The sequence below is a fragment of the Shewanella zhuhaiensis genome (assembly GCF_022484835.1).
GTDB lineage: Bacteria > Pseudomonadota > Gammaproteobacteria > Enterobacterales > Shewanellaceae > Shewanella > Shewanella khirikhana.
Map to the genome: position 1 here is coordinate 86,083 of NZ_JAKUDL010000007.1, position 24,762 is coordinate 110,844.

Below are 24,762 nucleotides of genomic sequence, written 5' to 3' on the forward strand. Positions count from 1 at the left end.
CTAAAAAGGTCACAATATGATGTTGCAACTCACAAGCGCCCAGTATCGGCGTGCTCTTTTCCTGCTTGCCGGATTTCATATTCTGGTGATCAGTGCCAGTAACTATCTGGTTCAACTTCCTTTTCAGCTTTTTGGCTTCCATACCACCTGGGGCGCCTTCAGCTTTCCCTTTGTGTATTTGGCGACCGATTTGACCGTGCGCATCTTCGGCCAGCAGGCCGCAAGGCGGATTATTTTTCGCGCCATGGTGCCCGCACTGCTGATTTCCTACTTTATGGGCGTGCTGTTCCATCAGGGCCTGTGGCAAGGTCTGGGCGCAGCGGCAGAATTCAACAGCTTTGTATTCCGCATTGCGCTGGCGTCCTTCGCGGCCTACCTGTTTGGTCAGCTGATGGATATCCGGGTGTTTAACCGCCTGCGCCAGAGCCGCCGTTGGTGGGTTGCGCCTGCAGCCTCAACCTTTGCCGGTAACCTGCTCGATACCCTGGTATTTTTCAGCGTAGCCTTCTACGCCTCCAGCGATGCCTTTATGGCCGAGCACTGGGTGGAAATTGCCACCGTGGACTATGGTTTCAAGCTGTTGGTGAGCATAGGTTTGTTCCTGCCCGCCTACGGCGTGCTGCTGCGAGTGTTGCAGGATAAGATCCTCACCACAGAGAAACCGCAGCAATACTGCTGATGCAACTGGCCAGACCTGTTATAATGCGGCCGTTTTTTGTTCGGCCGCTGCTCAGGTAACGGCCTTTACTCTGCGGGAGAAGTTGATGTACTCCACTCACATTCAAGCCATTACCCAGTTCACCCTGGCCGATGCTCAACTGGCTGCGAGCCTGATGCAAAGCATCCCTGAGTTCGATAAGCCCGTCAGCGCCGAAGCCATGCTAGAGCGCATTGGTGCCGCGCCGGCGCTGTTGCTGCTGTGCCATGTTGAAGACGAACTGGCTGGTTTCAAATTGGGTTATGAGAAATCACCGGGCGAGTTTTACAGCTGGCTGGGTGGCGTATTGCCCGATTTTCGCAAGTTGGGACTGGCGCAATCCATGCTTTTGACGCAGGAGCAATGGGCCAGCGAACAGGGCTACAGCCTGCTTAAGGTAAAGACCCGCAACAGCTTCCCGGCCATGCTGTCGATGCTGGTGCAAAACCGCTATCAGATTGCCGCCATTCAAGGCGAAGGCGTGTCGCTGGCGGAGCAGAAGATCAGTCTGCAAAAAGCACTGGTTTAAAAATTTTGCAAAAACCACTTGCAAACACAATTGAGAATGATTATCGTTAACTTGCGTTCCAAAACTCATCCTTAACTGAAGCGAATTCTTCGGGTTATGGTGTTCCTGAGTTTGCAAAGCACGACATTGCTCACACACTCTATTTGGTGGCCGGGTTGCATAACCCGGCTCTTTTTTTATCTGCCGCACGCCAAACTCCCACGGCTGTTGCACTTAAACCCCATCGGCATACTGCCAGCGCTAACCAGGCCGCTTACACAAGCCCTTCACTGCGTACACCCTAAGCCACCTGCCAACACAGAGTGACATTGCCAGTACAGACCCACGCTTGCAAAGGAGCTTCCTTGTGCTTGCTGCAGCACACTGTGCTGGGTTATCGAAACTTTCGCGGATTTAAGCAAGAGCACCTGTTCGGCGAAAGGAGCAGCCACATGCCGCCCCAAGGGCTTATAGCGACAAAAAGCAGCCCGGCTCAGGCAGCTTTACGTTGCGACTGGAATGTAAAGATGGGAAATAACGATAAACAGGGGTTGCAAATTAAATGAGAATGATTATTATTTAATTGCGTTCCAAACTCATCCCCAACCGGTAATTCGGGCTGGTGTCTCTGAGTTAACATGCACGACATTGCTCACACACTCTTGTGACCGGATCCCCCGAGGATCCGGTTTTTTTTCGCTTGTGCATCAGGCTATTCAGTGAATTTGCGCGCCGCCCAACATCAGGCCTTCGTAGGGGTTTTGCCCCCTGTCTTCCCGCGCCTCGTGATAAAGGCCGATGGTAAACATGGTGCCCTTACCCTGGGTCGAGCTCACTTCGATAGTGCCACCGATACGTTTGATGATGCCATAGCTAAGGGACAAGCCAAGGCCGGTACCGTCGCTGCGGGTGGTGTAGAAGGGGTCGAAAATGCGCCCAAGCTGCTCGGGAGCGATACCGCAGCCTTCATCTTCAATCTCAATCCGCACCCCAATGGGCTCGTCACGCACCACCCAATCGTAGGTACGGATCCAGATCCTGCCCTTACCGTCCATCGCATGGGCGGCGTTAACCACCAGATTAATCAGCACCTGCAACAGTTGCGGCCGATTCACCTCCACTGGATAACTGGCGTTAAGCTCCTGAATAAGCACCACTTCCTGACGCTTGATGGAGTGGCGTACCAGCACCAGCATCTCTTCTATGATGGGGGTGATCTGATGCATCTCCAGCGGCGCATTGAATTCGCCCGGACGGCTGTATTGCAGCAGGCTGCGAATAATGGTGCTGATGCGCCCCACCTGCTCAATCACCAAATCGATTTCTTCTTCGACCCGACCGGCATCGGCGCCAAGTTCGGCCCGCAGCAGTTCCATATTGCCAAGGATAACCGCAGTGGGATTATTGATTTCATGGGCAATACCGGCGGTCAGCTCACCCAGGGCGGTGAGTTTCTCGTTGGTTACCAGCTGCGCCCGGGTTTCGTTGAGCAGCGCCACGTTGCGCTGCAGCTCTTCGGTTTTTTCCTGCAGACTGCGGGTTCGCTCTTCCACTTTCAATTCCAGCTGCTCGGCAGCGGACTGGATCTGGGTGTTGCGCCGCTGCAGCAAATCCAGCATACGGTCGAACTGCTCGGCCAGATTGGCCAGCTCATTGTCTTTCTCAAGCCCCAATTCACCAATACGTACATTGCGGCCCGACTGCACCGCCTTCACCACATGGTGAATACGTTCAATGGGCTGCAGCAAACTGTAGGCGCCGCGATACACCAGCATGCCCGACACCAGTAGAACCAGCATCAAAATGGTGCCCAGTTCAATAATGTTCAGCAGGTAGTTGTGAATAAAAGGCGCTTCGGAAAAACCTGTGTAAATCATGCCAATACGCTGACCACGGATATCGGTCAGCGGCGCGTAGGCCGAAATAAACCAGTCGTTGTACACAAAGGCGCGGTCCACCCAGGTTTGCCCCTGGGTCAGTACCTTGTGGCGCACTTCCTCAGACACCAGACTGCCCAGTGCCCGCCCCTTGTCTTCGCCGTCGCGGGGGAAGAAATGCAGCGGTACGTTGGTGCTGATGCGTACGTTGTCCATAAAGATGGTCACTGTGCCGATAGAGCGCTCCGGCAGCGTGCCCTGGTCGTAAACCAGGTCGCGGATATGGTCGACAATGCGGGTGTCGCGGTTCAGCAGCAGGCCGCCATCGAGATACCAGGCCACCTTGCCACTGTTGTCGGCAATCGGCATCAGGCTGCGGCTCAGCATGCCTCTGTCTTCGATTTCGCGGTCCGGGGCATCGGCACGCAGGGTGGGCAGGATCTCCAGTCGGGCACGGTCGGCAAGCAGAGGATCCAGTCGCGCCAGCCGCGCCGAAGACAACACCATCAGCCCGGAATAGGCACTGCCTTCATGTACCTTGGGCAGCATCAGTCGCAGATCCGGATCGGCAGCGGCCTTTTCCACACTCACAAGGCGCAGAAAATCCAGATCCATGATTTCTTTACGCTGGGCCAGATACTCGTTGAACTCGGGAATGATGGCATCGTTACCCGCCAACTGGGCGCGAAAATAGTTCTGAAACTCCCAGGAGCCCAGCAGGGTTTCGAGTTGTTTCTCCTGCTGCAGCTGCACCTGTTCGAGGGTGTTGTTGGCCACCGTGAGGTCGGCCTTTACCTTCATAAACAACTGCTGGCCGGTGTAACTGATGTTCCAGTAGATGGTGATAAACACCAGGCTCACCAGGGTCAGCAGAATGGGCAGTAAGGTGAGGATCAGGATGCGGTAGCGCACCTTGGCCTGCATCTGGCGCCAGTCAACGCCAAAAAGCTGGGTGAAGAACGACATACTCAGTCCTCCTCGCCCGGGCCTGCATCCAGGTCGAACCATTCCTTGAATTTACGATCGAGGGTTTTACGCGATACCCCAAGCTCGCGCGCAGCCGCCGACTTATTGCCGGCGTGGGCTTCCACCACCGCCAATACATGGTGTTTTTCCACGTCCTTGAGCGGCCACTCCAGCGGATAGCCAAACTGGCCGGGATCAGGCGCCTTGGTGGTTTGCTTCCAATATTCCGCCGGCGGCTTGCCCAGCAAAATGCAGCGCTCAATCATGTTACGCAGCTCGCGGATGTTGCCCGGCCATTCGTGCTGCTGCAATTTGGTCAGGTCTTCATGGCTCCACACCAGCTCGCGCACGCCAAGCTCGGCACCGAGCATCCGGGTAAAGTGATGGGTCAGTTCAACCACATCCTCAGGTCGCTCCCTAAGCGGCGGAATACGGATTTCCAAAACGTTAAGACGATAGTAGAGGTCGCGGCGGAAGTTGCCCGCTTCTACCTCATCGGCCAACTTGCGGTTGGTGGCTGCCACCACCCGCACATCGATGGAGACTTCTTTTTCACTGCCCACCGGGCGGATGGCTTTTTGCTCGAGCACCCGCAGCAGCGCGGTCTGCATCTTCAGTGGCATTTCGCCGATTTCATCGAGGAATATGGTGCCGCCGGAGGCAAAGCTGAACAGGCCTTCCCGCGCCCCCTTGGCACCGGTAAAGGAACCCGCCGCATGGCCAAAGAGTTCGCTTTCGAGCAGCTCAGGCGCAATGGCGCCGCAGTTCACCGGCACGAAGGGCCCCTGACGGCCGGAAAGTTGATGCAGCTGCCTCGCCACCAGCTCTTTGCCGGTGCCGGATTCGCCTTCAATCAGCACCACAGCATTGGTGGGCGCCACCCGGGCGATGATGGATTTCACTTCCTGCATGGCTTCGCTGTTACCGATGATGCTGGAGGAATAGCCAATGGACACTTCACGGCGCAGCATCAGGTTTTCGCGCTTCAGCAGCCGCCGCTCTATGGCCCTGTCCACGGCTTTCAGCATCTGCTCGAGGTGGAACGGCTTCATGATGAAGTCAGACGCACCGGCACGCAGTGCCTGAATGGCCACTTCCATGTCGGCATAGCCGGTCATAAAAATGATGTCTGAGCGACGCTCTTCGTCGGCCAGCGCCTCATGCCAATCGATACCCGAGCGGCCAGGCAGGCGAATATCGACAATCAACAAATCAAAATGACAACGGCTGCGAAGCTGCTCGGCCTCTTCGACGCTGCCGGCGGTTTCCACCAGAGCAAACTTCTTCGACATGGCTTTATTGAGAAAGGAGCGCATCCCCGGCTCATCATCAACAATCAGCACAGAGACAGCAGTAGGCAGTGGTTTGGCAGCTTCGTTCTGGTTCATCTTGTCTTCTTCTGGACATTTTGACGCAATATGTGGTCATTCTATCACCGTGAGGTGGCCGATAGGTCAGTATGGACCACCCAAAATGGCCGTTGGGACAATTTGTCTGAAGGTTTTTGCCACACTTGCGAGCTGCCTCACACTTTGTTCCGGGGACTGTGAAGCAAATCGCTATATATTCCTTGGCACTCAAATTGCTACAAGCAGCAGGAATAGCAACCCGACCCCAGGCCGGGCCATTTTTAAAGGCTAAGTTAAAGCCAAGGAGAAACCATGTTCAGTACCAAACACCTTTTGGGCGCCGCGCTGGCCGCAACACTTATCAGCATCACTCCGGTTCAGGCCGAGGAAGTGATTAAACTGGCGACCACCACCAGCACCGAGAACTCAGGCCTGCTGAAAGAACTGCTGCCCACCTTCGAAGCCCAGAGCGGTTACAAGGTTCAGGTTATCGCCACCGGCACCGGCAAGGCGCTGGCCCTGGGTCGTCAGGGTGATGTGGATCTGGTAATGACCCACGCGCCATCGGCCGAAGCCAAGTTTGTGGAAGAAGGTTTTGGCACCGAGCCGCGCGGCATCATGGAAAACGACTTTGTGGTGCTTGGCCCCAAAAATGACCCAGCCAAAATCAAAGGCAGCGCCAACGCCGAAGAAGCGTTCAGCAAAATCGCCGCCTCAGGCGTGCCTTTCATTTCCCGCGGTGACGACTCAGGCACCCACAAGAAAGAACTTAAAATCTGGCAAGCCGCCAACGTAAAGCCTGACTTCAAAGGCTACACCTCTGTGGGTCAGGGCATGGGCAAAACCCTGCTGATGGCCAACGAAATGCAGGGCTATACCCTGTCTGACCGTGGCACTTACATTGCTTACAAGGGCAAGCTGGATCTGGATGTCGACTTCGATGGCGGCGCCACCCTGGCCAACCCCTATCAGGTGATCCTGATTAACTCTGCCAAATACCCCAATCTGAACCACAAGGGTGCCAAGGCCCTGAGTGACTGGCTGATCAGCGCCGAAGGACAGAAGATGATCAATGACTTCAAGGTACAGGGAGAGCAACTCTTCAAGGCTACCTATCGTCAATGAATGAAGGCTGGTTCGCATTGATACAGCAGGCGCTTGGCCTGCTGTTTTCCCTCGATAAGGACGTTTGGTCCATCATTTGGGTGTCGTTCAGCGTGTCGCTGGCGGCACTGCTTATCACCCTGGTGCCGTCGGTGCTGCTGGGCTTTGTGCTCGCCTTTAAGCAGTTCAAAGGCCGTAACTTTGTGCTCAATCTGGTGCAAACCCTGCAATCCATCCCCACAGTGGTGATTGGGCTGCTGGTGTACCTGCTATTGACCCGCATGGGCCCCCTTGGCGACCTGCGCTGGCTGTTTACCCAAAAGGGCATGATTTTAGGGCAAATGCTGATCTGCGCCCCTGTGCTGATTGCCATGAGCCAGGCCGCCTTTACCAGTGTCGACCGCCGTGCCTGGGAAACCGCCCTTACCCTTGGCGCGTCGCTGCCACGGGCCATTGCCATGGTCAGTCGTGAGCTGCGTGGACCACTGCTGCTGGCGGTTATCGCGGCCTTTTCCCGCATCGTCACCGAAGTGGGCTGCTCGATGATGGTGGGCGGCAATATCGAATATGTCACCCGTAACATTCCCACCGCCATAGCCCTTGAAACCAGCAAAGGCGACTTTGCCCAGGCGATTGCCCTGGGGCTGGTATTACTGTTTCTGGCGATTATTATGAACTTTGCCCTCGGAAGTCTGCGCGGCAAAAACCAGGTAAGGAGTCACTGATGGCCAGCATCATCGCCCGGGAACTGGGCATGAAGTTCCAGCAGCGACACTTGTTTGCCGGGGCCAACCTCACCTTCGCCCAGGGCGACTGCATCTATCTGATGGGCGACAACGGCAGCGGCAAAACCACCCTGATGAAAATCCTCGCAGGCCTGCAAGCCCCCAGCAACGGCAGCGTGACGGCCGAAGGCTTTCCATCCAAGGGGCTTTGGCAGAAAAACAAGCTGCATGGCTGCGCCGTATATCTGCATCAGCACCCGTACCTGTTCGACGGCACAGTCACCGAGAACCTGACCATGGCGGTGAAAATGGGCGTGCGTGACACATCCATCAACGCCAGCATCAAACAGGCGCTGGAAATGGCCAGACTCGACCACCTGGCCCAGAGTCAGGCGAGCCATTTGTCCGGTGGCGAACGTCAACGCCTCGCCATTGCCCGCGCCTGGCTGCTGAAACCCAAATTGCTGATGCTGGATGAACCCGTATCCAACATGGATAAGGAATCCCGCGAGCTGGTGCAAGCCATGACCGCCCAGCTGAAAGCCGATGGCACCGGGCTTTTGATTGCCAGCCATCAGCACGGGCAACTTACTGCCCTTTGCAATCGTCGCTGGCTGATCCAGGATGGCCGTATCGCCACCGATCTCGACGTCAGCTTTCAACCAATACAGGAAACCCACTATGTCCTTGCGAATTGATGCCGTGATCCTTGCCGGTGGCCAGGCCCGAAGAATGGGCGGTCAGGACAAGGGACTTGTCGAATTAATCGGCAAACCCATGATTGAACACGCCATAGATCGCATCCGGCCACAGGTTAAGGAGATCCTGATCAACGCCAACCGCAATCAAAGTCGCTATGCTGAGTACGCCAATTGCGTGTTCGGTGATGAGGACAGCGGCTTTTTGGGCCCGCTGGCCGGCATGGTAGCCGCCATGGGCAAAACCCAGGCTGATCTCTTGTTGGTGGTGCCCTGCGACTGCCCTTGCCTGCCAAGGGATTTGGTGCCACGGATGCTGGCCGCCATGGAGGCAGCAGATGCTGATCTGGCCGTTGCCAGCGATGGCGAGTTTGAGCAGCCGGTAGTCATGCTGCTCAAACCCCAGTTGCGTGACTCAATGAAGGCATTTCTGGATGCCGGTGAGCGCAAAATCGATTTTTGGTACGCCAAACACAAGGTAGCGGTGGAGTCCTTTGCAGACCAGCCGAGCGCCTTCGTAAACGTCAATACGCCAGAGCAAGTAGAACAATTAACCCAGGCGCTGACTCAGTGATTTTTTAGAGGTGAGCATGACCACAGCCTTCCACAATCCGTTGCCCATTCCTGTGCTGGGCTTTTGTGCCTACAGCGGCACCGGCAAGACCACCTTACTGCTGAAGCTCATTCCCGAGCTCAACCGTCGCGGCCTAAAGCTCGCGGTTATCAAGCACGCCCACCACGACTTTGACGTGGATGTGCCCGGCAAGGACAGCTATGAGCTGCGTAAGGCCGGTGCCCGCCAGATGTTGGTGGCCTCCCATGTGCGCTGGGCGCTGATGACCGAAGATGCCCGTGACTCAGACCCTGAGCTCACCCACCTGCTTAAGCAAATCGAAGCCGACAAGGTAGATATAGTGCTGGTGGAAGGCTTTAAAAAGCTCGCCCTGCCCAAGGTGGAACTGCACCGCGCCGCCCACGGCAAGCCGTTTATTCATACTGAAGATCCCAACATTCTGGCGGTAGCCTGCTGCGACGACACAGTACTGCCCGGCGACACCCCAAGGCTTGATATCAACAACGTCAGCAATATCGCCGACTTTGTCGAAAACCATATCCGCAACTGGCGCCCCGCGTGCCCGGTTTTGCCACTGGCGCCGAGCTGTGGCTGCGAAGCCGACATGAGCAAAACCCTGTCGGTACGTCAGGGCATAGATGCCATTCTCGCGCGGGTACTGCCGGTGACCGAGACCGAATTTGCCGCCCTCGATGAACTGGACGGCCGGGTACTCTCCAAAGATGCCATTTCCCCGGTGAATGTGCCTCAGCAAACCAACTCGGCGATGGATGGTTTTGCCTTTCGCTTTAGTGACCCCATGCCCGAGTCACTGTCCATTGTTGGCAGTTCCTTTGCGGGCCACGGCTTTGATGGCACTGTTGGCGCAGGAGAAGCGGTACGCATTATGACAGGCGCGCCGCTGCCAGCCGGCACTGACTCGGTGCAGCCTCGGGAGATGGCCGACGACAAGGGCGACAGCGTGAGCCTGCTGGGCAACCTGACCATAGGGCAGCACGTACGCCTTGCCGGTGAAGATATTGCCGAAGGTGCGGTAGCACTGCCCGGTGCCAGCCGCATCGATGCCGCCGCCACAGGGCTTTTGGCTTCGCTTGGCTTCGACAAACTCAGGGTCAATCGTCGCCCCAGAGTAGCGGTATTTTCCACCGGCGATGAAGTCTCGGCGCCGGGCGAACCGCTCAAGCCCAGCTGCATTTACGACTCCAACCGTTTCACCATCAAGGCCATGGCCAAACGCCTCGGCTGTGAAGTCATCGACCTTGGCATTATTGAAGACAGCGAAGACGCCCTGATGGCAGCGCTGAAAGACGGTGCCAGCCGCGCCGATGTGGTGATAAGCTCCGGCGGCGTATCGGTTGGCGATGCCGATTACATCAAAACCGCGCTGGCGAAGCTTGGCCAAATTGGCTTTTGGCGTATCAATATGCGTCCCGGACGCCCGCTCGCCTTTGGTGAAATAGACAAGGCACTGTTTTTCGGCCTGCCCGGCAATCCGGTGGCAGTGATGGTGTCCTTCCTGCAATTTGTGCAGCCGGCGCTGCGCAAACTTGCTGGCGAGAAAGACTATGCCCCCAAATTCATCCCTGCCATTGCCGATGAGCCGCTGCGCAGCCGCAGCGGCCGCACCGAGTTCTTCCGCGGTATTTACCGCCTCGGTGACGATGGCCGCCTGCATGTGAAAACCACAGGCGCCCAGGGCTCGGGCATGCTGAGTTCCATGGTCAAAGGCAATTGCCTGATTGTGATTGGCGAGCCTGACGAGCAACTGGCTGCGGGCAGCACCGTCTACATTCAGCCCTTCGCCGATTTACTCTAAGGCCACATCATGCAAACCCTTTGCGACAGCTTTGGCCGGACAGTGGAGTATCTGCGCCTGTCGGTAACCGACCGCTGTGATTTTCGCTGCGTTTACTGCATGGAAGAAGACCCCTGCTTTCTGGCCAAGGAGCAGGTACTGAGCCTTGAAGAACTGGCACTTATCGGTCGCGCCTTTTCCGAGCTTGGGGTGAAAAAAATTCGTCTGACCGGCGGCGAGCCACTTATTCGCACCGACTGCGAAGAGCTGGTAAAACAGCTTGGCAGTCTGCCGGGGCTGGACGACCTGTCGATGACCACCAATGGCTCACGCCTCGCCAAGCTGGCGCCCTCGTTAAAGGCCGCTGGGCTTAAGCGGCTTAACATCAGTCTGGATACCTTAAAGGGCGAGCGTTTCTCGGCGCTGACCCGCAACGGCAAGCTGGAGCGGGTCGTGGCAGGGATAGATGCCGCCATAGCCGCCGGCTTTATGCGCATCAAAATCAACTCGGTGATCTTAAAAGACCAGAACGACGATGAGGTGCTGGATCTGGTGGAGTTTTGCCGCAGCCGCAAGCTCGACATTGCCTTTATCGAAGAGATGCCCATAGGGGTGATGGATGAGCGGGAGTCATCCCGCCACTTATCCAGTGACGCGGTGCGGGCCATCATTGAAAGCCGCTATCCGCTCAGTTTGTCGGACAAACGCACCGGCGGTCCGGCGCGCTACTACCGCATGAGTGACAGCCCGATACATATCGGCTTTATCTCCCCCCACAGCCACAACTTCTGCCACGAGTGCAATCGGGTGCGGGTTACCGTGGAAGGCAGGTTGCTGCTGTGCCTTGGCAACGAGCATTCGGTGGATCTCAAGGCAGTCCTGCGCCAACATCCCGGTGATATAGAGCGCCTTAAGGCTGCGATTACCGCCGCCATGCCACTCAAGCCCCGTGAACACAGGTTCGACACCGGAGAGGTGCAAATCCTGCGGTTTATGAACGCCACCGGCGGCTGAACCTTCGCCAATAGCCGTGATACACTGAGTGCCAGCATAACGCTGGCACTGTGTTTTTATGGGGTGAGATTTTCATGGCAATCAAGCGCCGCACCTGGAACAACATCATTATTATCGCCTGCATCGGCATGGTGTCGGTGCTGACGCTGCTCGACAGGCAAATGAACAGCCTGCCGGACGATGCCGTGCCCCTGTTTGACGAGGCTACGCCGCTGACCGGCCTGCAACTGGACGGGCTGGCGCTGGAGCGCAAGGGCGGCGTGTTTGCCTGCGATAAAGATGTCAGCAACTGTGAAGACTGGGGAAAAGCCTGGCTTGAGGTGAAAGTCTCTCCCATGAGCAAAACGCCGGAGCAGCCGAAGAATCCAAAAGAGCTGGTTATTCGTATTGGCACACTTGAGCCGCAGGTGTGGCTGATGTTCGATGACGGCATACTCAAGTCGCCCCAGGGCCACTGGTACCTGATTCCGCCCAGCCTGCGGCTGGCACTGGAGCCAAAGGTCACCGCCAGTCACTGAATCTTTGTCACCACTGTATTTTTGCCTGATTAGCTGGAATAACCCATGCCTGAATTGCCGGAAGTAGAAGTTACCCGCCAGGGAATTGCCCCCCACCTCGAAGGCAACCTGGTCGAAGCCCTCATCGTGCGTAACGCCAGCCTGCGCTGGCCCGTGCCTGAACTCGCCCAGCGTATCGTCGGCCAAACCATTCGCGCAGTGCGCCGCCGTGCCAAATACCTGCTTATCGACACAGATGCCGGTACCAGCATAGTGCATCTGGGCATGTCCGGCAGCCTGCGGGTATTGCCCAAAGACACTCCGGTAGAAAAGCACGATCATATCGATTTGGTGATGCAAAACGGTCGGGTACTGAGGTTTAACGATCCGCGCCGCTTTGGTGCCTGGCTCTGGTGTGAACTGCCGGAAGAAGCCCATCCGCTGCTGGAAAAACTCGGCCCCGAGCCCCTGTCATCGGCATTCCACGCCGAACATCTGATTAACGCTCTCAAGGGCAAGAAGAAGGCCATCAAGCTGTGCCTGATGGATAACGCCATTGTCGTGGGGGTAGGAAATATCTACGCCAACGAGGCGCTGTTTGCCGCCGGGATCCACCCAGAAGCCGAAGCCGGCAAGGTGGATGCCGAGCGCCTGACGGCGCTCACTGCCGAGGTAAAAGCTATCCTCGCCCAGGCTATCAAGCAAGGCGGCACCACCTTGAAGGATTTTACCAACGCCGACGGCAAACCCGGCTACTTTGCCCAGAAGCTGCATGTGTATGGTCGCGGCGGTCAGCCCTGCACTGAATGTGGGCATCTGCTGTCTGAAATCCGGCTTGGTCAACGCACCACGGTTTTCTGCCCCCTGTGTCAGCGTAAATAAATTCACCTATAACGCCATTAAATCCCATTTAATACCATTAGTGGATGAATATTTGTACGCTATGAACTCACCAGCATGCTATGCCCACATCGGCTGCTGGTGAATTATTGCCCGACTCACTATAATGGCGCTCCTTTTGCCGTGCTGTATGCGGTTTTGTTCAGAGTGGGTTACCCCGTGAGTTATGAATATCTCGCCCTGCTGGCTGCGGCCTGCTGGGCCGTTGGCAGTTTGATGTCTGCCACCGCCTCTACCCATTTGGGTGCCTTCGCCTTTACCCGGCTGCGGATGCTGAGCGCCAGCCTGATGCTGTGGCTTATCGCGCTGGTGATGGGCAGCTGGCAAACCCTGACACCCGATAGCCTGTGGCTTTTGGCCGTATCGGGCATCATAGGTATCTTTATTGGTGATACGGCGCTGTTTGCCGCCATGAACCGCCTCGGCCCCCGTCGTGCCGGGGTGCTGTTTGCCACCCACTCACTGTTTTCGGCGCTGCTGGCCTATCTGTTCCTGGGTGAAACTCTTTGGGGCTGGACCCTGATTGGCAGTTCGCTGCTGATAAGCGGCGTGATGACCGCCATCTTGTTTGGTAAACGCAAGGGCGAGGAACATGCATGGGAGAGCGGCAATCAGCAGATCAAACGCGGCATCGCCCTGGCGCTGCTCTCGGCTCTGTGTCAGTCGGTATCGACTTTGATGCTTAAGCCGCTGATGGAAACTGACATAGATGCGGTGGCCGCCTCGGCAGTACGTATGAGCACCGCCTTTGGGCTGCATTTTGCCCTGCTGGTACTGGGCTTTTCGGTCGCCAAAGCCAAGAGCCCGGCCACACCCAGGGTGTTGGCACTGACCGTTGGCAATGCCGCGCTGTCGATGGTGCTGGGTATGACGCTGATTTTGCAGGCACTGAAACATGGCAATGCGGGACTGGTGGCGATTTTGTCTTCGGTCAGCCCGATTCTGGTGCTGCCACTGCTGTGGCTGGTGTACCGCAAAAGCCCGGCTATCGGCGCCTGGCTGGGCGCGGCCATGACAGTGGCAGGCACAGTGCTTATTCTGGCCCACTGATCACCGAATCAAAAAAGCCCCTTCATGGGGCTTTATTTGTTTATAAACAGGCTTAAAACTCGAAGTTCACCTGCACCGGATAGTGATCCGACAGCTCCTTGTAGTGGCCGTTGTGGTAGTAGCGGCCACTGCTCAGGTTCCAGTAACCCTTGAGATACCACCAGTACCAATTCTCGGCAGCCTTGGGATAACGCACGGCCATCTCAGGTGCATTCAGCGGCTGTTTGTGGTCCTTGTGCCAGAAGATGTAATCCAGGGTGTCGTTGTAATCCAGGCTGTAATCAAAGTAGTAGGCATTGGCCTTGGTGAACCAGTTATATTTGGCCGGGAAAGAGCCGATTTCCGGGGTCTGAAAATGCAGGCCTCCGCGCACGGCCGCCAGCATATCGGCCACTTCATCCTGCTTGCTCCATTCCACATTCATATCGCCACCGATAATCACAGGCTCTGAGGCAGGAATGGCTTGTGCTTCAATAAACGACTGAATTTCTGCGAGTTGCCCCAGGCGCACCTGATGCTCCTGTGCCGTATCGCCGTCATGGGTGGCCTGCAGATGGGTACCAATCAGGTGAAAACGCTCACCGTTTTTATCGATTTCCACATAGGCAAAGCCCTTGTTTGAATAGTAATCCCAGCTGCCCTGCAGGCTATGGTTAAACACGTGGGCCTTGCGTTTGATGATGGGGTATTGCGACAGGATCACCACGCCGCCGCGGATCACCACCGGCGAGTTGGAGCAGTTGCCGCTGAGAGCATCCCAGCCACCGCCGCTGCAATCCAGGCCAACGATTGGCGTCTGGTAGGGGTACTGAGTTGCCAGCCTGGCGAGGGCACGCTCCGACTCGCTGTTGAACGCTTCGCTGATTAACAGCACCTCGGGCCTGTCATCCAGGGCAGCAATTACGCCGGGCAGGCGCTCGGCACGATTGGCCTGATCCCAGTCCTGCACGTTCAACTGCATGATATTATAGGCCATCACCTTGAGCGACTCGGCAAAGCTGTGGGGGGCGAACAGTATCAGGGTAAACAACAAAATCTGATGCTTCTTCATGTGTGCATCTCCAGTCCATATGGTTATTGGTATTGTGATTTACCGGCAGAAATCACTGCCGGAACAGCCAATACACCACAGGCCTGTGTCAGGGAGATGTAATTTGAATAAAAGCTTTATGAAAATCAGCCGTCTTTGCGAATCGAATCGAGGAATGCCAGAAATAATTCCGAGTGGGACGACACCCCCAGTTTGGCGTACAAATTCTTACGATGAATTTTCACGGTGCCGGCGCAAATCGACAGCTCCTTACTGATAGACGCGCTCGAGTGCCCCCGCAGCAGCAGGCGGCAAATCTGCTGCTCCCGCCGGGTAAGCTGCTCCTTACCAAACTCCAGAAACCCCTGCTCAAGCCGTTCGTGCAGGCTGTCTTTGGCAGGCCTTTCACCAAAACCGAAGCGGCCGTCGCGCCACAGATTGGCCACAAAGGCCCGTACCAGCGGCTCAAACTGCCGCAATCTGTGCTTGTCGGCTTCATCGAATCGCTGACGATGGTCAGCCCGCATCAGGGAGACCACGGTACGGATCCCCGGCGCCGCCTCTCCGAAGTAACCAATCTCATCCCGCAGCAACATCCGCCGGTAGTACGACAGATAGTATTCACTCAGGAAGAAGTGGTCCGGCGCCAGATCGCGAATGCCATAGAGGTTGGCGGGCACGGCGTCGTAACTGGCTTTGTAGAAGGGGTCCAACAGATAAGGGCCTGCCTGATAGTCGCTGACAAAATCACGGTACTGCTCGGCAGAAAAAGTATGAAACAGGCATAGAGGCACTTCTTCGCCGCTGTAGGCAAACACTACGCAGTGGTCGAAGTCGCAGGCCCGCTTCAACATGGCCACCAGCTCCAGCGCACTCTGGCCATCTGCCGCCCCGGTAAATATCCGGCCTATATCCTCCACCCATTCCAGCAGTGGCCATCTCTCGGTTTGCGGAGCTGTCAGCGCCTCCATGGTCGCCTCCTGTCGACATCAAGCGTTCAATATACTTAACAAATTGAGTCAGTATATGGAATGCAAAACGGCAAAATTATGGAGAAAAAATATACCCACAGGGATATGTAACGATAATTTTCAGCCTCTTATGCTGGCTAATACTTGAGTGCCATAGCCAGTGGCGATGATGACCGGATGCAAATGTGATGAATGAATTTGACATAGAGTTCAGACAGGTTTCCAAGCGTTTTGGGGATCTGAACGCCGTGGACAACATCAGTTTTTCGGTTCCCAAGGGAGCATTCCACTCCTTTTTGGGCGCCTCCGGCTGCGGCAAAACCACCACACTAAGGATGATTGCCGGTTTCGAGCAGGCCAGCTGCGGCGAGGTCTTTATCGACGGCGAGCCCATGAACGGCATTCCCGCCTTCGAGCGTCCAGTCAACATGGTGTTTCAGCACTATGCCCTGTTCCCCCACATGAATGTGGCCGCCAACGTCGGCTATGGTCTGGCTTATCACAAGCCCAAACTCAGCAAAGCAGAGCTGGACAAGCGGGTGGATGAAGCGCTGGAAATGGTGCGCATGGGCCAGTTCAAGACCCGGCGGACTTGGGAGCTTTCCGGCGGTCAGCAGCAACGGGTGGCACTGGCAAGGGCATTGGTGAACAAGCCTAAGGTGCTGTTGCTGGACGAGCCCTTGGCCGCGCTGGACCGCAAGCTTCGCAAAGAGATGCAAACCGAACTGCTCAGACTGCAGCGGGAAGTCGGCATCACCTTTGTGATGGTGACCCACGATCAGGAAGAGGCGCTGTCACTGTCGGATCAGATTTCGGTAATGAAAGATGGCCGCATCATTCAAACCGCCAGCCCAAGGGAGCTGTACGACCATCCCGGCAGCGCCTATGTGGCTGACTTTATAGGCGAATCCAATCTGTTTTTCGGTGAGCTTCAGACCATCGACGGCAATACCCTCACGGTGAAAACCCCCAAGGGTGTGCTACTGGCGGGTCGCAGCAGTGAGGGCGCCAGCGCCCTTACCCCGGGTGCCGAGTGCTGCATCTCGGTGCGCCCCGACCATATCCGCCTCAGCAAACCCTCGGGGCAGCCGCAGGAGCTGGCCAAGGTTATCGACCAGATATTCCTTGGCAACCTGACCGAGTACCAACTGGCCTCTGAGCGTCACGGCACCCTCACGGTTCGTCTGCACGAAGGCAGCGACCAGGCGCCCCTGGACCACGGTGAACTGGTGGCGCTGGAGTGGGCCGCCGACAAGGCAGTCGCCCTGCCGCTTTAATATAACAATTTGTATTAACTTACATTCTCGATGTTTGCAGTGAGAACAAAAATAACGCCGCCACAGCGGCATGAAAGGAGTCAGACCATGAAGAACATCGACAGAAACACCTTTGCCAAAGAACTTGAGCGGCTGCGTAAAGGCAGCATCAGCCGCCGTGAGTTTTTGCGGGTCACCGGCCTTGGTATGGCCACCACAGTGATGGCCAGCGGCATGGCGGGCAGCCTGATGAGCGCCGCCGCCCGCGCCGGTGAAAAAGACATAGGCGACAGAGTTGCGCTGGCCACCTGGCCCAACTATCACGATGCCAGAAATTTCAATGAGTTTGCCACCAAAACCGGCGCCAATGTGCAGGTGAATGTGTTTGGCTCCAACGAAGAGATGCTGGCCAAATTGCAGGCCGGTGGCACCGGCTGGGACGTGTTTGTTCCCACCAACTACACCATCAGCACCTATGTTGAACTTGGGCTTATCGAGCCGCTCGATGTCAGCCGCCTGCCCAACTTCCGCCCCGAAGCCTATGAAAAACGCTTTATGGAGCAGGGCATTATCGACGGAAAAGTGTATGCCGTGCCCAAAAACTGGGGCACCACAGGCATCGTCTATAACAGCAAGCGCATCAGGGCAGTGGAAAGCTGGAAAGACTTCTTCGACATCACCCGCGACTACGGCTCCGGCGGCACCATAGTGCACGACTACCAGCTCACCACCATTGGCAACGCCCTCAAGTACTTCGGCTTCAGCTTCAACTCCTGTGAACCCGCCGAACTGGCCAAGGCCGAGGCGCTGCTGCTGGACTGCAAACCACACCTTTACGCCATTACCTCGGATTATCAGCCACCGCTGAGAAACGGCGATGCCTGGATGTCCATGTGCTGGACCGGCGATGGCTCGCAGCTGCACAGAGACATGCCGGAAATGAAGTACGTGCTCGGCCGCGAAGGTGGCGAGCTGTGGAGCGACTTCTACGCCATTCCCAAGAGCGCCGAGCACAAGGATGCCGCCTACGCGCTGATTAACCACCTGTTGGCACCGGCCACCAATGCCGCCGAAGTGCTGGCCCACGGTTACCCCAGTGGCGACAGCCGGGTCGATGCCCTGCTGCCCAAGACCATGTTGGAAGACCCCATCATGTACCCCGCCGCCGAGCTGCTGTCGGCGCTGGAATTTGGTGCGGCCGCCACCCTGATAAACCCGGACCGCGCCGAGCTTATCGCCCGCTTTAAATCGGCCTGATAAGCAAAACCAAGGAGAAAACCATGGCCAGCCACGCCCTCGTCGCACCGGGTTTGAAGTCCCGGGTACTGATGCTGCTGCCCGCCTCGCTGGGGTTCCTGTTGCTGCTGATGCTGCCCATCGCCGTGATCCTGGCGTTCAGCGTTGGCGAGCGCGGCCCCGCCGGCGGTTATGTCGGCGGCTTCACCCTGGAGCACTACGCCAATCTGGGGGCGCGCTGGTCAGCCTTTAAAAATACACTGGTGCTGGCACCACTTGGCACCCTCGGGTGCCTGTTGGTGGCCTATCCGCTGGCGTACTTTCTGGCGGTAAAAGCCAGCCGCTGGAAGTCGCTGCTGCTGACTCTGGTGATAGTGCCCTTTTGGACCAGCTTTCTTATCCGTACCTATGCCTGGATTTATATTCTCGGCGGCAAGGGCCTGCCCGCGCTGCTCGAAGGCATGGGGTTTGAGTATATGCGGATGCTCAACACCCCGGGGGCCATTACGCTGGGCATCATTTACGGTTATTTGCCGCTGATGGTGTTCCCGATTTTTGTCACCCTCGACAAGCTGGATAAGCGGCTGCTGGAAGCCTCGGCGGACCTAGGCGGCAACCGGCTGTCGACCTTCCTGCGGGTAACCCTGCCCCTGTCCATGCCCGGCATCATCACCGGGGTGATGCTGGTATTTATCCTGCTGATGGGGGAGTTCCTCATTCCGGCCATTCTCGGCGGCGGCAAGGTGTTCTTTGTCGGTAACGCTCTGGTGGACTTGTTCCTGCAGTCACGCAACTGGCCTTTTGGCGCCGCCATCGCCATGACTCTGGTGGCACTGATGCTGGTGATTATTGGCCTGTATCTGCGGCTGGTAAGGCGTTTCAACGACCGTCAGGCCCTGGCCGCGATTTAGGAGTTCAAGATGCTCAGAGGCTACTCGACCCTGGTTTACCTGTTTTTGTACGCGCCGATCCTGTTGGTGGTGGTGTTTGCCTTTAATGCCGGCAGCCACGCCACCAGCTTCGAGTGCTGCGGTGTCAGTTGGTTTGGCAAGGTCACCGACAACCCCTTTATGATGGAGGCGCTGTACAACAGCCTGCGCATCGCCTTCACCTCGGCGGTCATCGCCACCCTGTTTGGCACCATGGCGGTGCTGGCACTGGAAGATGTAAAAGGGCCGCTCAGGGCCACCTTCGATGGCCTCACCTACAGCGCCATTATCATCCCCGGCATTGTGATTGGCATCGCCAGCCTGTCGGCAATGAAGACCCTGTTCGATATGGCCAACCCTGTGATTGAAGCCATTTGGCCAGGCATCTTCGGCGAGGCCCCCAGATTGCAGATGGGCTTTTGGACCGTGGTCGCCTCCCACAGTCTGTTCACCATGGCGCTGGTGATGGTGATAGTACGTACCCGGCTTGAGACCATGGACAAGCGGCTGATTGAGGCCTCGTTCGATCTTTACGCCAGCCCGCGCCAAACCCTGCTGCGGGTGACTCTGCCTTATCTCGCCCCCGGTATTCTGGCGGCCTTCCTGCTGGCGTTCACCTTCAGCTTCGATGACTTCATCATCGCCTTCTTTGTGGCGGGCAGTGAAACCACGCTGCCGATTTATATCTTCTCTTCCATTCGCCGCGGGGTAACCCCGGAGGTGAATGCCATTTCCACCCTGATCATCTGTGTCTCTCTGGCGCTGCTGTTTTCAGCCAGACTGCTCGAAACCCGCGGCCTGAACCGCAGCAAGAGGAATGCATAATGAAAGAGCATCTGTATATCAATGGCGAGTGGGTCAGCCCGGATCTGGGCGGCGGCTTCGATGTGATAAACCCGGCCACCGAAGAGGTATTTCACCGCGCCCCCGCCGGCAGTGAGGAAGACATCAATCATGCGGTCAATGCCGCCCGCAATGCCTTCGAGGGCGACTGGCGCAAGACCACAGGCAAGGACAGAGCCGCGCTACTGAACGGCATCGCCGACTGCATCGAGCGCGACAAAGATACCCTCGCCCACCTGGAAGTGACCGACAACGGCAAGCCGCTGCCTGAGGCACTTTGGGATATAGAAGACACCGCCGGTTGTTTTCGTTATTACGCTGAACTTGCCGAAACCCTCGATGAGCAGCAGGACACGCCGCTGCCCCTGCCGGATGCGCGTTTCAGCTGCCATATCCGCCACGAGCCCATTGGCGTGGCCGGGCAAATCATTCCCTGGAACTACCCCATGCTGATGGCCGCCTGGAAGGTCGCCCCCGCACTGGCAGCCGGGGCCACCATGGTGCTCAAGCCCTCGGAGCTGACCCCGATGACGGCACTGGAGCTTGGCAGCTATGCCGATGAAGTTGGCCTGCCTGCGGGGGTGCTCAACATAGTCACCGGCCTTGGGGTCGAGGCCGGAGTACCGCTGGCCCGCCATCCGGGGGTCGATAAACTCGCCTTCACCGGCAGCGTGCCCACCGGCAGCAAAATCATGTCGGCGGCAGCGCAGCAGATTAAAAATGTCAGCCTGGAGCTTGGCGGCAAGTCAGCCTTTATCCTGTTCGACGATGCCGATATCGAAGCCGCAGTGGAATGGGTGATGTTCGGTATCTTCTGGAATCAGGGCCAGGTGTGCAGCGCCACTTCAAGGCTCTTGGTGCAACACGACATTGCCGATCGCTTCCTTGCCAGACTCAAACAGGAAGCCGACAAAATCCCCCTCGGCAACGGCATGGAACCCGGAATACTGCTGGGGCCACTGGTGAGCCGCGAGCAATACCACAAGGTGCTGCGCTTTATCGACTCGGCCCGTGCCGATGGCGTTGAGATGCTTTGCGGCGGCGATGCGGGTATGGAGAAGGGCTACTTTGTGCGCCCCACAGTGCTGCTGGAGCCGCCGCTGAATCATCCGGTGTGGAGCGACGAAATCTTCGGCCCCGTGCTGGCGGTGAAGCGTTTCAGAACCGAGGCCGAAGCCGTGCAGCTCGCCAATCAGTCACGCTTCGGACTGGCGGCGGCGGTGATGTCGGCAGACCAGGACCGCTGCGCCCGGGTCGCCAACGCCATGCGCGCCGGCATTGTGTGGATCAACTGCTCTCAACCCACCTTCAGCCAGGCGCCCTGGGGCGGCATGAAGCAATCCGGCATCGGCCGCGAGCTTGGCCACTGGGGCCTTCACAACTACCTGGAAACCAAGCAAGTTACCCGTTATCAGGCGAGTGAGCCCTGGGGCTGGTATCTGAAGTAATCAGTCCTTGAGCCAATGCCCGGGATGGTCTGTGTGGTATCTGTATTGCCGCACAGGCGCCGGGCAATCGGCGCTCATGGCCCTGTCGTCCACCAACATCCACTCGTCCCTGTGGGCTATGCCCATGCTCTGCCCCAGTGACAGGTCGAAACAGCTCAATTCCGGCCCCCTGGGGATCAGCAGATAGCGTTTATCTCCAGCGACCTTGCCTTCGGCAAGCCAGGCCCAGGCGTTGCGCTCCTGCTCTTCAACCGGCGCCAGATAACTGAAGTGGGTCACCGACATAGGCGAGAACAAAATGAACTGCTCCTTGAATTTCACCAGCCCGAGCTCGGCGTCTTCCCCTATGGTATCGGCTGTATGTTGCATCAGCGCCTGCGGGGTGCGCATGGGGTCCAGCATCGGATAACCAAAGGTGCCAATCAGCAGCCAACCCAGCAGGGTGACAGCGCCCGCCCCCAGTAGGGATGAGCGGTTTCTGAGCCACCAAATCAGCCCAAGCCAGGCAGCGCCCAGGGCGATAAACAGGATACCTATGCCAGTCAGGTCATTGGTGTAATCGGCAAGGCGCTCAGCCAGTTTGGGATGATGCGCCAGAGCCAGTACGCCCACCAGCACCACAAGCACACCGAGGAACCACAGCAGCCCCTTGACCAACAGCTCAAACCAGCGTTTGGGCGTTTCACCATCGAGCATGGCGGCCATGGCAAGGCAGGCCATGGGCAGAGCCGGCAGGATATAAACGTTACGCTTACCTGGGCTTAGGCTGAAGAACACCACCACCAGCAACACCCACAGCAGCAGTATGGCCACTACAGGGTCAGCCTTGAGCCGATGCCAGAGCTTTTTAGCGTGGGCAATGGCCAGCAGCGGCAGCGGAAACCACAGCCAGGGAATCACACTCAGCACGAAAAAGTACCAGGGCTTGATATGGTGCCAGGCGTTAACGTAGCGCTCACCGGTTTGTTTAAAAAGGATATTTTGCATGTAGGCCTGATGCTCAGGGGTCGCATCCAGCCACACCGCCAGCAGCATGGGAATAAGCCAGCTGCCAATCACCGCCAGCATCACCAGAGGACCGGCAGCTACCTTCCACGACCAGGCATTGTGGGGCAACAGCGCCCTGCCGGTAACTGTGCGCCACCGATACCAGGCCAGCGGCAGCAACATTAATAGCGGCAGAAAACCCACGCCCTTGGTGATGACACCAAGCCCCATAAAGCCCCAGGCGACAAAGAACCAACGCCAGTTCGGCCCCAGCACAAAGTGGCGGATAAGGCCGTAGCAACCCACGGTGATCCAGCAGGCCACCATGGCATCTATCTGGGCATTCTTTGCCTGCATTAAAAACTGCGGCACCAGCAGCAACAGCAGTGCGGCGTTGCGGCCCACCCGCACGCTCCACAGGCGGCAACCCAGATCGTAAACCAGCATCACGGTAATCAGGCCGCAGAGGGCGTTGGGGATCAAAAATGCCAGCTTGAGATTACCAATCAGCGCATAACAGGCGGCAATGGCCCACATAAACACCGGCGGTTTATCGGGATAAAATTCGCCGCCACGGGTGGGAAACAGCCATTCGCCGCCCATTACCATTTCACGGGCAACTTCCACAAAGCGCGGCTCATCCGCAGGCCAGGGCGAGCGCAGCCCCATGCCAATCAGCATCACCAGGGTGGTCAGCAGCAACAGCGACCAGAACACCCTCTGTTTATTGTCATCCTTAAAAAAGCCCAGCAGATAATCCATACCCGTCCCTATGCTTCTTCAGCCAATTCATCCACCTGGCGTTTAAGGTGGCTGCGATACAAGAAGGCGCCGATGGCGCTCGATAGAACAAAGAGCCCTATGCTGATCCCAAGCTGCACATGGTCGGCAAGGCCAATGCCCGCACCGGCAAAGCTGAAAATCAGCATCTGCGGCAAATAGCCAATGGCGCTGCCAAGCACAAAACCACCCACACCAACTTTGGTGGTCCCGGCCAGGAGGTTGGTCAGCAGATTGCTGCCCACGGGCAGCAGGCGGATCATCAACACCTTAAGCCAGGTGTTGCTGGCAATCAGCGCCTCAAACCGCTCCAGTCGGTAGCCAAAGCGGCGACGCAGACTGCTGCGTACAGTCAGGCGCGCAAAGTAAAAGCTCATCAGGCAGCCAAGCACCGCTGCCAATGTGGAGAACAGCGCCCCATAAAAGCCGCCCATGGCAAAGCCGCAAACAAAGGCGATGGCCTGCCTTGGGCCGCCCACTGCGGTAAAAAGACTGCCCGCCATCAGTAGCACAGCCATGGCCTGCAGCCCACCTTCTTTGACGAAACGGGCCACCCAGTTGGAATCGGTGAGATGGTCGAACCAGCCTTCCCTGGCAGCCAGCATGAGTGCCAGCAACACCAGTAAGGTCAGGCTGAGTTTACCGAGGCGTTTAAGATGGGTTTTCATGGCTGGATATGGTCGTCAATCCGCTCGACTTCAGCCACCTTGCCGCGGCGGATCAGCCACATTACCCCCATCAAATCGACTATGCCCACCCAGGCACGGTTCCAGGCGTTGTACTTTGACACACCAGCCTGCCTGTCCCTGTGGTTCACTTCACTGACATGCACTTCGCCGCCGAGGCGTTTGATCAACGCGGGCAGATAACGATGCATATGGTTAAAGTGCGGCAGACGCAAAAAGGTTTCCCGCGGGAAGAGTTTAAGGCCGCAGCCGGTGTCCGGCACGCCGTCATTGAGCAGTGTATCGCGCACCTTGTTGGCAACCCGGGACTGAAAACGTTTCCAGGCAGTGTCTTTTCGATTTTTACGGTAACCGGCGATACAAAAGTGCGGATTGGTGACCTTGTTGGCCACGGCTATCATCGCCGGTATATCGGCAGGATCGTTTTGGCCGTCGGCATCCAGGGTCACTATCCAGTCACCCTTGGCATTAAGCACGCCGGTATGCACTGCGGTGCTCTGGCCGGTACTGTTTTTGTGACGCACAACCCGTGCGTTGCAGCCGCATTCGTTGGCGGCATCCAACACTTCCTGGCCGGTGGCATCACCGCTGCCATCATCGACCACGACGATTTCGAATGTTTGTTCTTCTTTAAGGGCGGCGGCAATTTCCCTGACCAGATTGCCGATGTTTCCCGTCTCATCTTTGGCGGGGATTACCACAGAAATCATTGACCTAAAACTCCTTTTGGCGGTATGCCGTATGGCCAGCATATCGTACGCAAGCCGTAAAGGATAGGGGGGATTTCTTTCGTAAACATGACAAAAAAAGCGCGCCGGATGGCGCGCTTTTTACGATTTGAT

Annotated in this window: 23 protein-coding genes; 16 read left to right on the top strand and 7 right to left on the bottom strand. The window is 57.2% G+C overall.

The window, feature by feature from the left end:
- The first annotated feature begins 19 nt into the window (after nt 1-19).
- Both MJ923_RS17145 and MJ923_RS17150 read left to right on the top strand, forming a co-directional pair.
- Nucleotides 20-679 carry a 7-cyano-7-deazaguanine/7-aminomethyl-7-deazaguanine transporter gene (locus MJ923_RS17145; protein WP_240592226.1) on the top strand — a complete coding sequence of 220 codons (660 nt, stop codon included), beginning with the start codon at nt 20-22 and terminating at the stop codon, nt 677-679.
- Nucleotides 680-764: 85 nt separating this feature from the next.
- Nucleotides 765-1,226 carry a GNAT family N-acetyltransferase gene (locus MJ923_RS17150; protein ID WP_240592132.1) on the top strand — a complete coding sequence of 154 codons (462 nt, stop codon included), beginning with the start codon at nt 765-767 and terminating at the stop codon, nt 1,224-1,226.
- Nucleotides 1,227-1,921: 695 nt separating this feature from the next.
- On the opposite strand, the gene MJ923_RS17155 is transcribed toward MJ923_RS17150, so the two are convergent.
- Together MJ923_RS17155 and MJ923_RS17160 are read right to left on the bottom strand one after the other, a co-directional pair.
- Nucleotides 1,922-4,048 (bottom strand): sensor histidine kinase, encoded by a 2,127-nt coding sequence (locus tag MJ923_RS17155; protein WP_240592133.1) that lies wholly within the window; start codon nt 4,046-4,048, stop codon nt 1,922-1,924.
- Nucleotides 4,049-4,050: 2 nt separating this feature from the next.
- Nucleotides 4,051-5,436: a sigma-54-dependent transcriptional regulator gene (locus MJ923_RS17160; protein ID WP_240592134.1), complete on the bottom strand. Its 1,386-nt coding sequence runs from the start codon at nt 5,434-5,436 to the stop codon at nt 4,051-4,053.
- A gap of 273 nt (nt 5,437-5,709) precedes the next feature.
- On the opposite strand from MJ923_RS17160, the gene MJ923_RS17165 reads away from it, so the two are divergent.
- From MJ923_RS17165 to MJ923_RS17205, 9 genes are all read left to right on the top strand, one after another.
- Entirely contained in the window at nt 5,710-6,522 is an 813-nt protein-coding gene (locus MJ923_RS17165; RefSeq protein ID WP_240592135.1) for an ABC transporter substrate-binding protein, read from the top strand.
- The gene (locus MJ923_RS17170) at nt 6,519-7,226 is read left to right on the top strand and encodes an ABC transporter permease (protein ID WP_240592136.1); all 708 of its coding nucleotides are present in this window, start codon (nt 6,519-6,521) and stop codon (nt 7,224-7,226) included. The genes MJ923_RS17165 and MJ923_RS17170 overlap by 4 nt, the downstream gene beginning before the upstream one ends.
- Nucleotides 7,226-7,924: an ABC transporter ATP-binding protein gene (locus MJ923_RS17175; RefSeq protein ID WP_240592137.1), complete on the top strand. Its 699-nt coding sequence runs from the start codon at nt 7,226-7,228 to the stop codon at nt 7,922-7,924. The genes MJ923_RS17170 and MJ923_RS17175 overlap by 1 nt, the downstream gene beginning before the upstream one ends.
- Nucleotides 7,908-8,498, top strand: a complete 591-nt coding sequence (gene mobA / locus MJ923_RS17180; protein ID WP_240592138.1) for a molybdenum cofactor guanylyltransferase MobA — start codon at nt 7,908-7,910, stop codon at nt 8,496-8,498. Before MJ923_RS17175 ends, mobA begins: the two co-directional genes overlap by 17 nt.
- Before the next feature lie 16 nt (nt 8,499-8,514).
- Nucleotides 8,515-10,314, top strand: coding sequence for a bifunctional molybdopterin-guanine dinucleotide biosynthesis adaptor protein MobB/molybdopterin molybdotransferase MoeA (locus MJ923_RS17185; RefSeq protein WP_240592139.1), 1,800 nt, complete (start codon nt 8,515-8,517; stop codon nt 10,312-10,314).
- A gap of 9 nt (nt 10,315-10,323) precedes the next feature.
- Complete coding sequence (gene moaA, locus MJ923_RS17190; RefSeq protein WP_240592140.1) at nt 10,324-11,307, top strand: GTP 3',8-cyclase MoaA; 984 nt, start codon at nt 10,324-10,326, stop codon at nt 11,305-11,307.
- A 74-nt stretch (nt 11,308-11,381) separates the two neighbouring features.
- A complete protein-coding gene (locus MJ923_RS17195) occupies nt 11,382-11,825 on the top strand; it encodes a hypothetical protein (RefSeq protein ID WP_240592141.1) in 444 nt (147 codons plus the stop codon).
- A 45-nt stretch (nt 11,826-11,870) separates the two neighbouring features.
- Entirely contained in the window at nt 11,871-12,686 is an 816-nt protein-coding gene (gene mutM / locus MJ923_RS17200) for a bifunctional DNA-formamidopyrimidine glycosylase/DNA-(apurinic or apyrimidinic site) lyase (RefSeq protein WP_240592142.1), read from the top strand.
- 177 nt (nt 12,687-12,863) lie between these two features.
- On the top strand, nt 12,864-13,754 hold the full coding sequence (locus tag MJ923_RS17205; RefSeq protein ID WP_240592143.1) for a DMT family transporter: 891 nt from the start codon (nt 12,864-12,866) through the stop codon (nt 13,752-13,754).
- A 52-nt stretch (nt 13,755-13,806) separates the two neighbouring features.
- On the opposite strand, the gene MJ923_RS17210 is transcribed toward MJ923_RS17205, so the two are convergent.
- Nucleotides 13,807-14,805, bottom strand: a complete 999-nt coding sequence (locus MJ923_RS17210; protein ID WP_240592144.1) for a sphingomyelin phosphodiesterase — start codon at nt 14,803-14,805, stop codon at nt 13,807-13,809.
- A gap of 125 nt (nt 14,806-14,930) precedes the next feature.
- Nucleotides 14,931-15,755: a helix-turn-helix transcriptional regulator gene (locus MJ923_RS17215; RefSeq protein WP_240592145.1), complete on the bottom strand. Its 825-nt coding sequence runs from the start codon at nt 15,753-15,755 to the stop codon at nt 14,931-14,933.
- Nucleotides 15,756-15,943: 188 nt separating this feature from the next.
- Here MJ923_RS17215 and MJ923_RS17220 point away from each other — a divergent pair, with 188 nt between their 5' ends.
- The 5 genes from MJ923_RS17220 (at nt 15,944) to MJ923_RS17240 (ending at nt 21,467) form a co-directional block, all read left to right on the top strand.
- Nucleotides 15,944-17,032: an ABC transporter ATP-binding protein gene (locus MJ923_RS17220; protein WP_240592227.1), complete on the top strand. Its 1,089-nt coding sequence runs from the start codon at nt 15,944-15,946 to the stop codon at nt 17,030-17,032.
- An 87-nt stretch (nt 17,033-17,119) separates the two neighbouring features.
- A complete protein-coding gene (locus MJ923_RS17225; RefSeq protein WP_240592146.1) occupies nt 17,120-18,268 on the top strand; it encodes an ABC transporter substrate-binding protein in 1,149 nt (382 codons plus the stop codon).
- A 23-nt stretch (nt 18,269-18,291) separates the two neighbouring features.
- Nucleotides 18,292-19,158 carry an ABC transporter permease gene (locus MJ923_RS17230; RefSeq protein WP_240592147.1) on the top strand — a complete coding sequence of 289 codons (867 nt, stop codon included), beginning with the start codon at nt 18,292-18,294 and terminating at the stop codon, nt 19,156-19,158.
- 9 nt (nt 19,159-19,167) lie between these two features.
- Nucleotides 19,168-20,001, top strand: coding sequence for an ABC transporter permease (locus MJ923_RS17235; RefSeq protein WP_240592148.1), 834 nt, complete (start codon nt 19,168-19,170; stop codon nt 19,999-20,001).
- On the top strand, nt 20,001-21,467 hold the full coding sequence (locus MJ923_RS17240; protein ID WP_240592149.1) for an aldehyde dehydrogenase family protein: 1,467 nt from the start codon (nt 20,001-20,003) through the stop codon (nt 21,465-21,467). Before MJ923_RS17235 ends, MJ923_RS17240 begins: the two co-directional genes overlap by 1 nt.
- Here the strand turns inward: MJ923_RS17240 and MJ923_RS17245 are convergent, their stop codons facing one another.
- The 3 genes from MJ923_RS17245 to MJ923_RS17255 are packed head-to-tail and all read right to left on the bottom strand — an operon-like array spanning nt 21,468 to nt 24,630.
- Nucleotides 21,468-23,216 (bottom strand): ArnT family glycosyltransferase, encoded by a 1,749-nt coding sequence (locus tag MJ923_RS17245; RefSeq protein ID WP_240592150.1) that lies wholly within the window; start codon nt 23,214-23,216, stop codon nt 21,468-21,470.
- 8 nt (nt 23,217-23,224) lie between these two features.
- The gene (locus tag MJ923_RS17250; RefSeq protein ID WP_240592151.1) at nt 23,225-23,902 is read right to left on the bottom strand and encodes a TVP38/TMEM64 family protein; all 678 of its coding nucleotides are present in this window, start codon (nt 23,900-23,902) and stop codon (nt 23,225-23,227) included.
- Entirely contained in the window at nt 23,899-24,630 is a 732-nt protein-coding gene (locus MJ923_RS17255; protein WP_240592152.1) for a glycosyltransferase family 2 protein, read from the bottom strand. The genes MJ923_RS17250 and MJ923_RS17255 overlap by 4 nt, the downstream gene beginning before the upstream one ends.
- Nucleotides 24,631-24,762 lie beyond the last annotated feature (132 nt).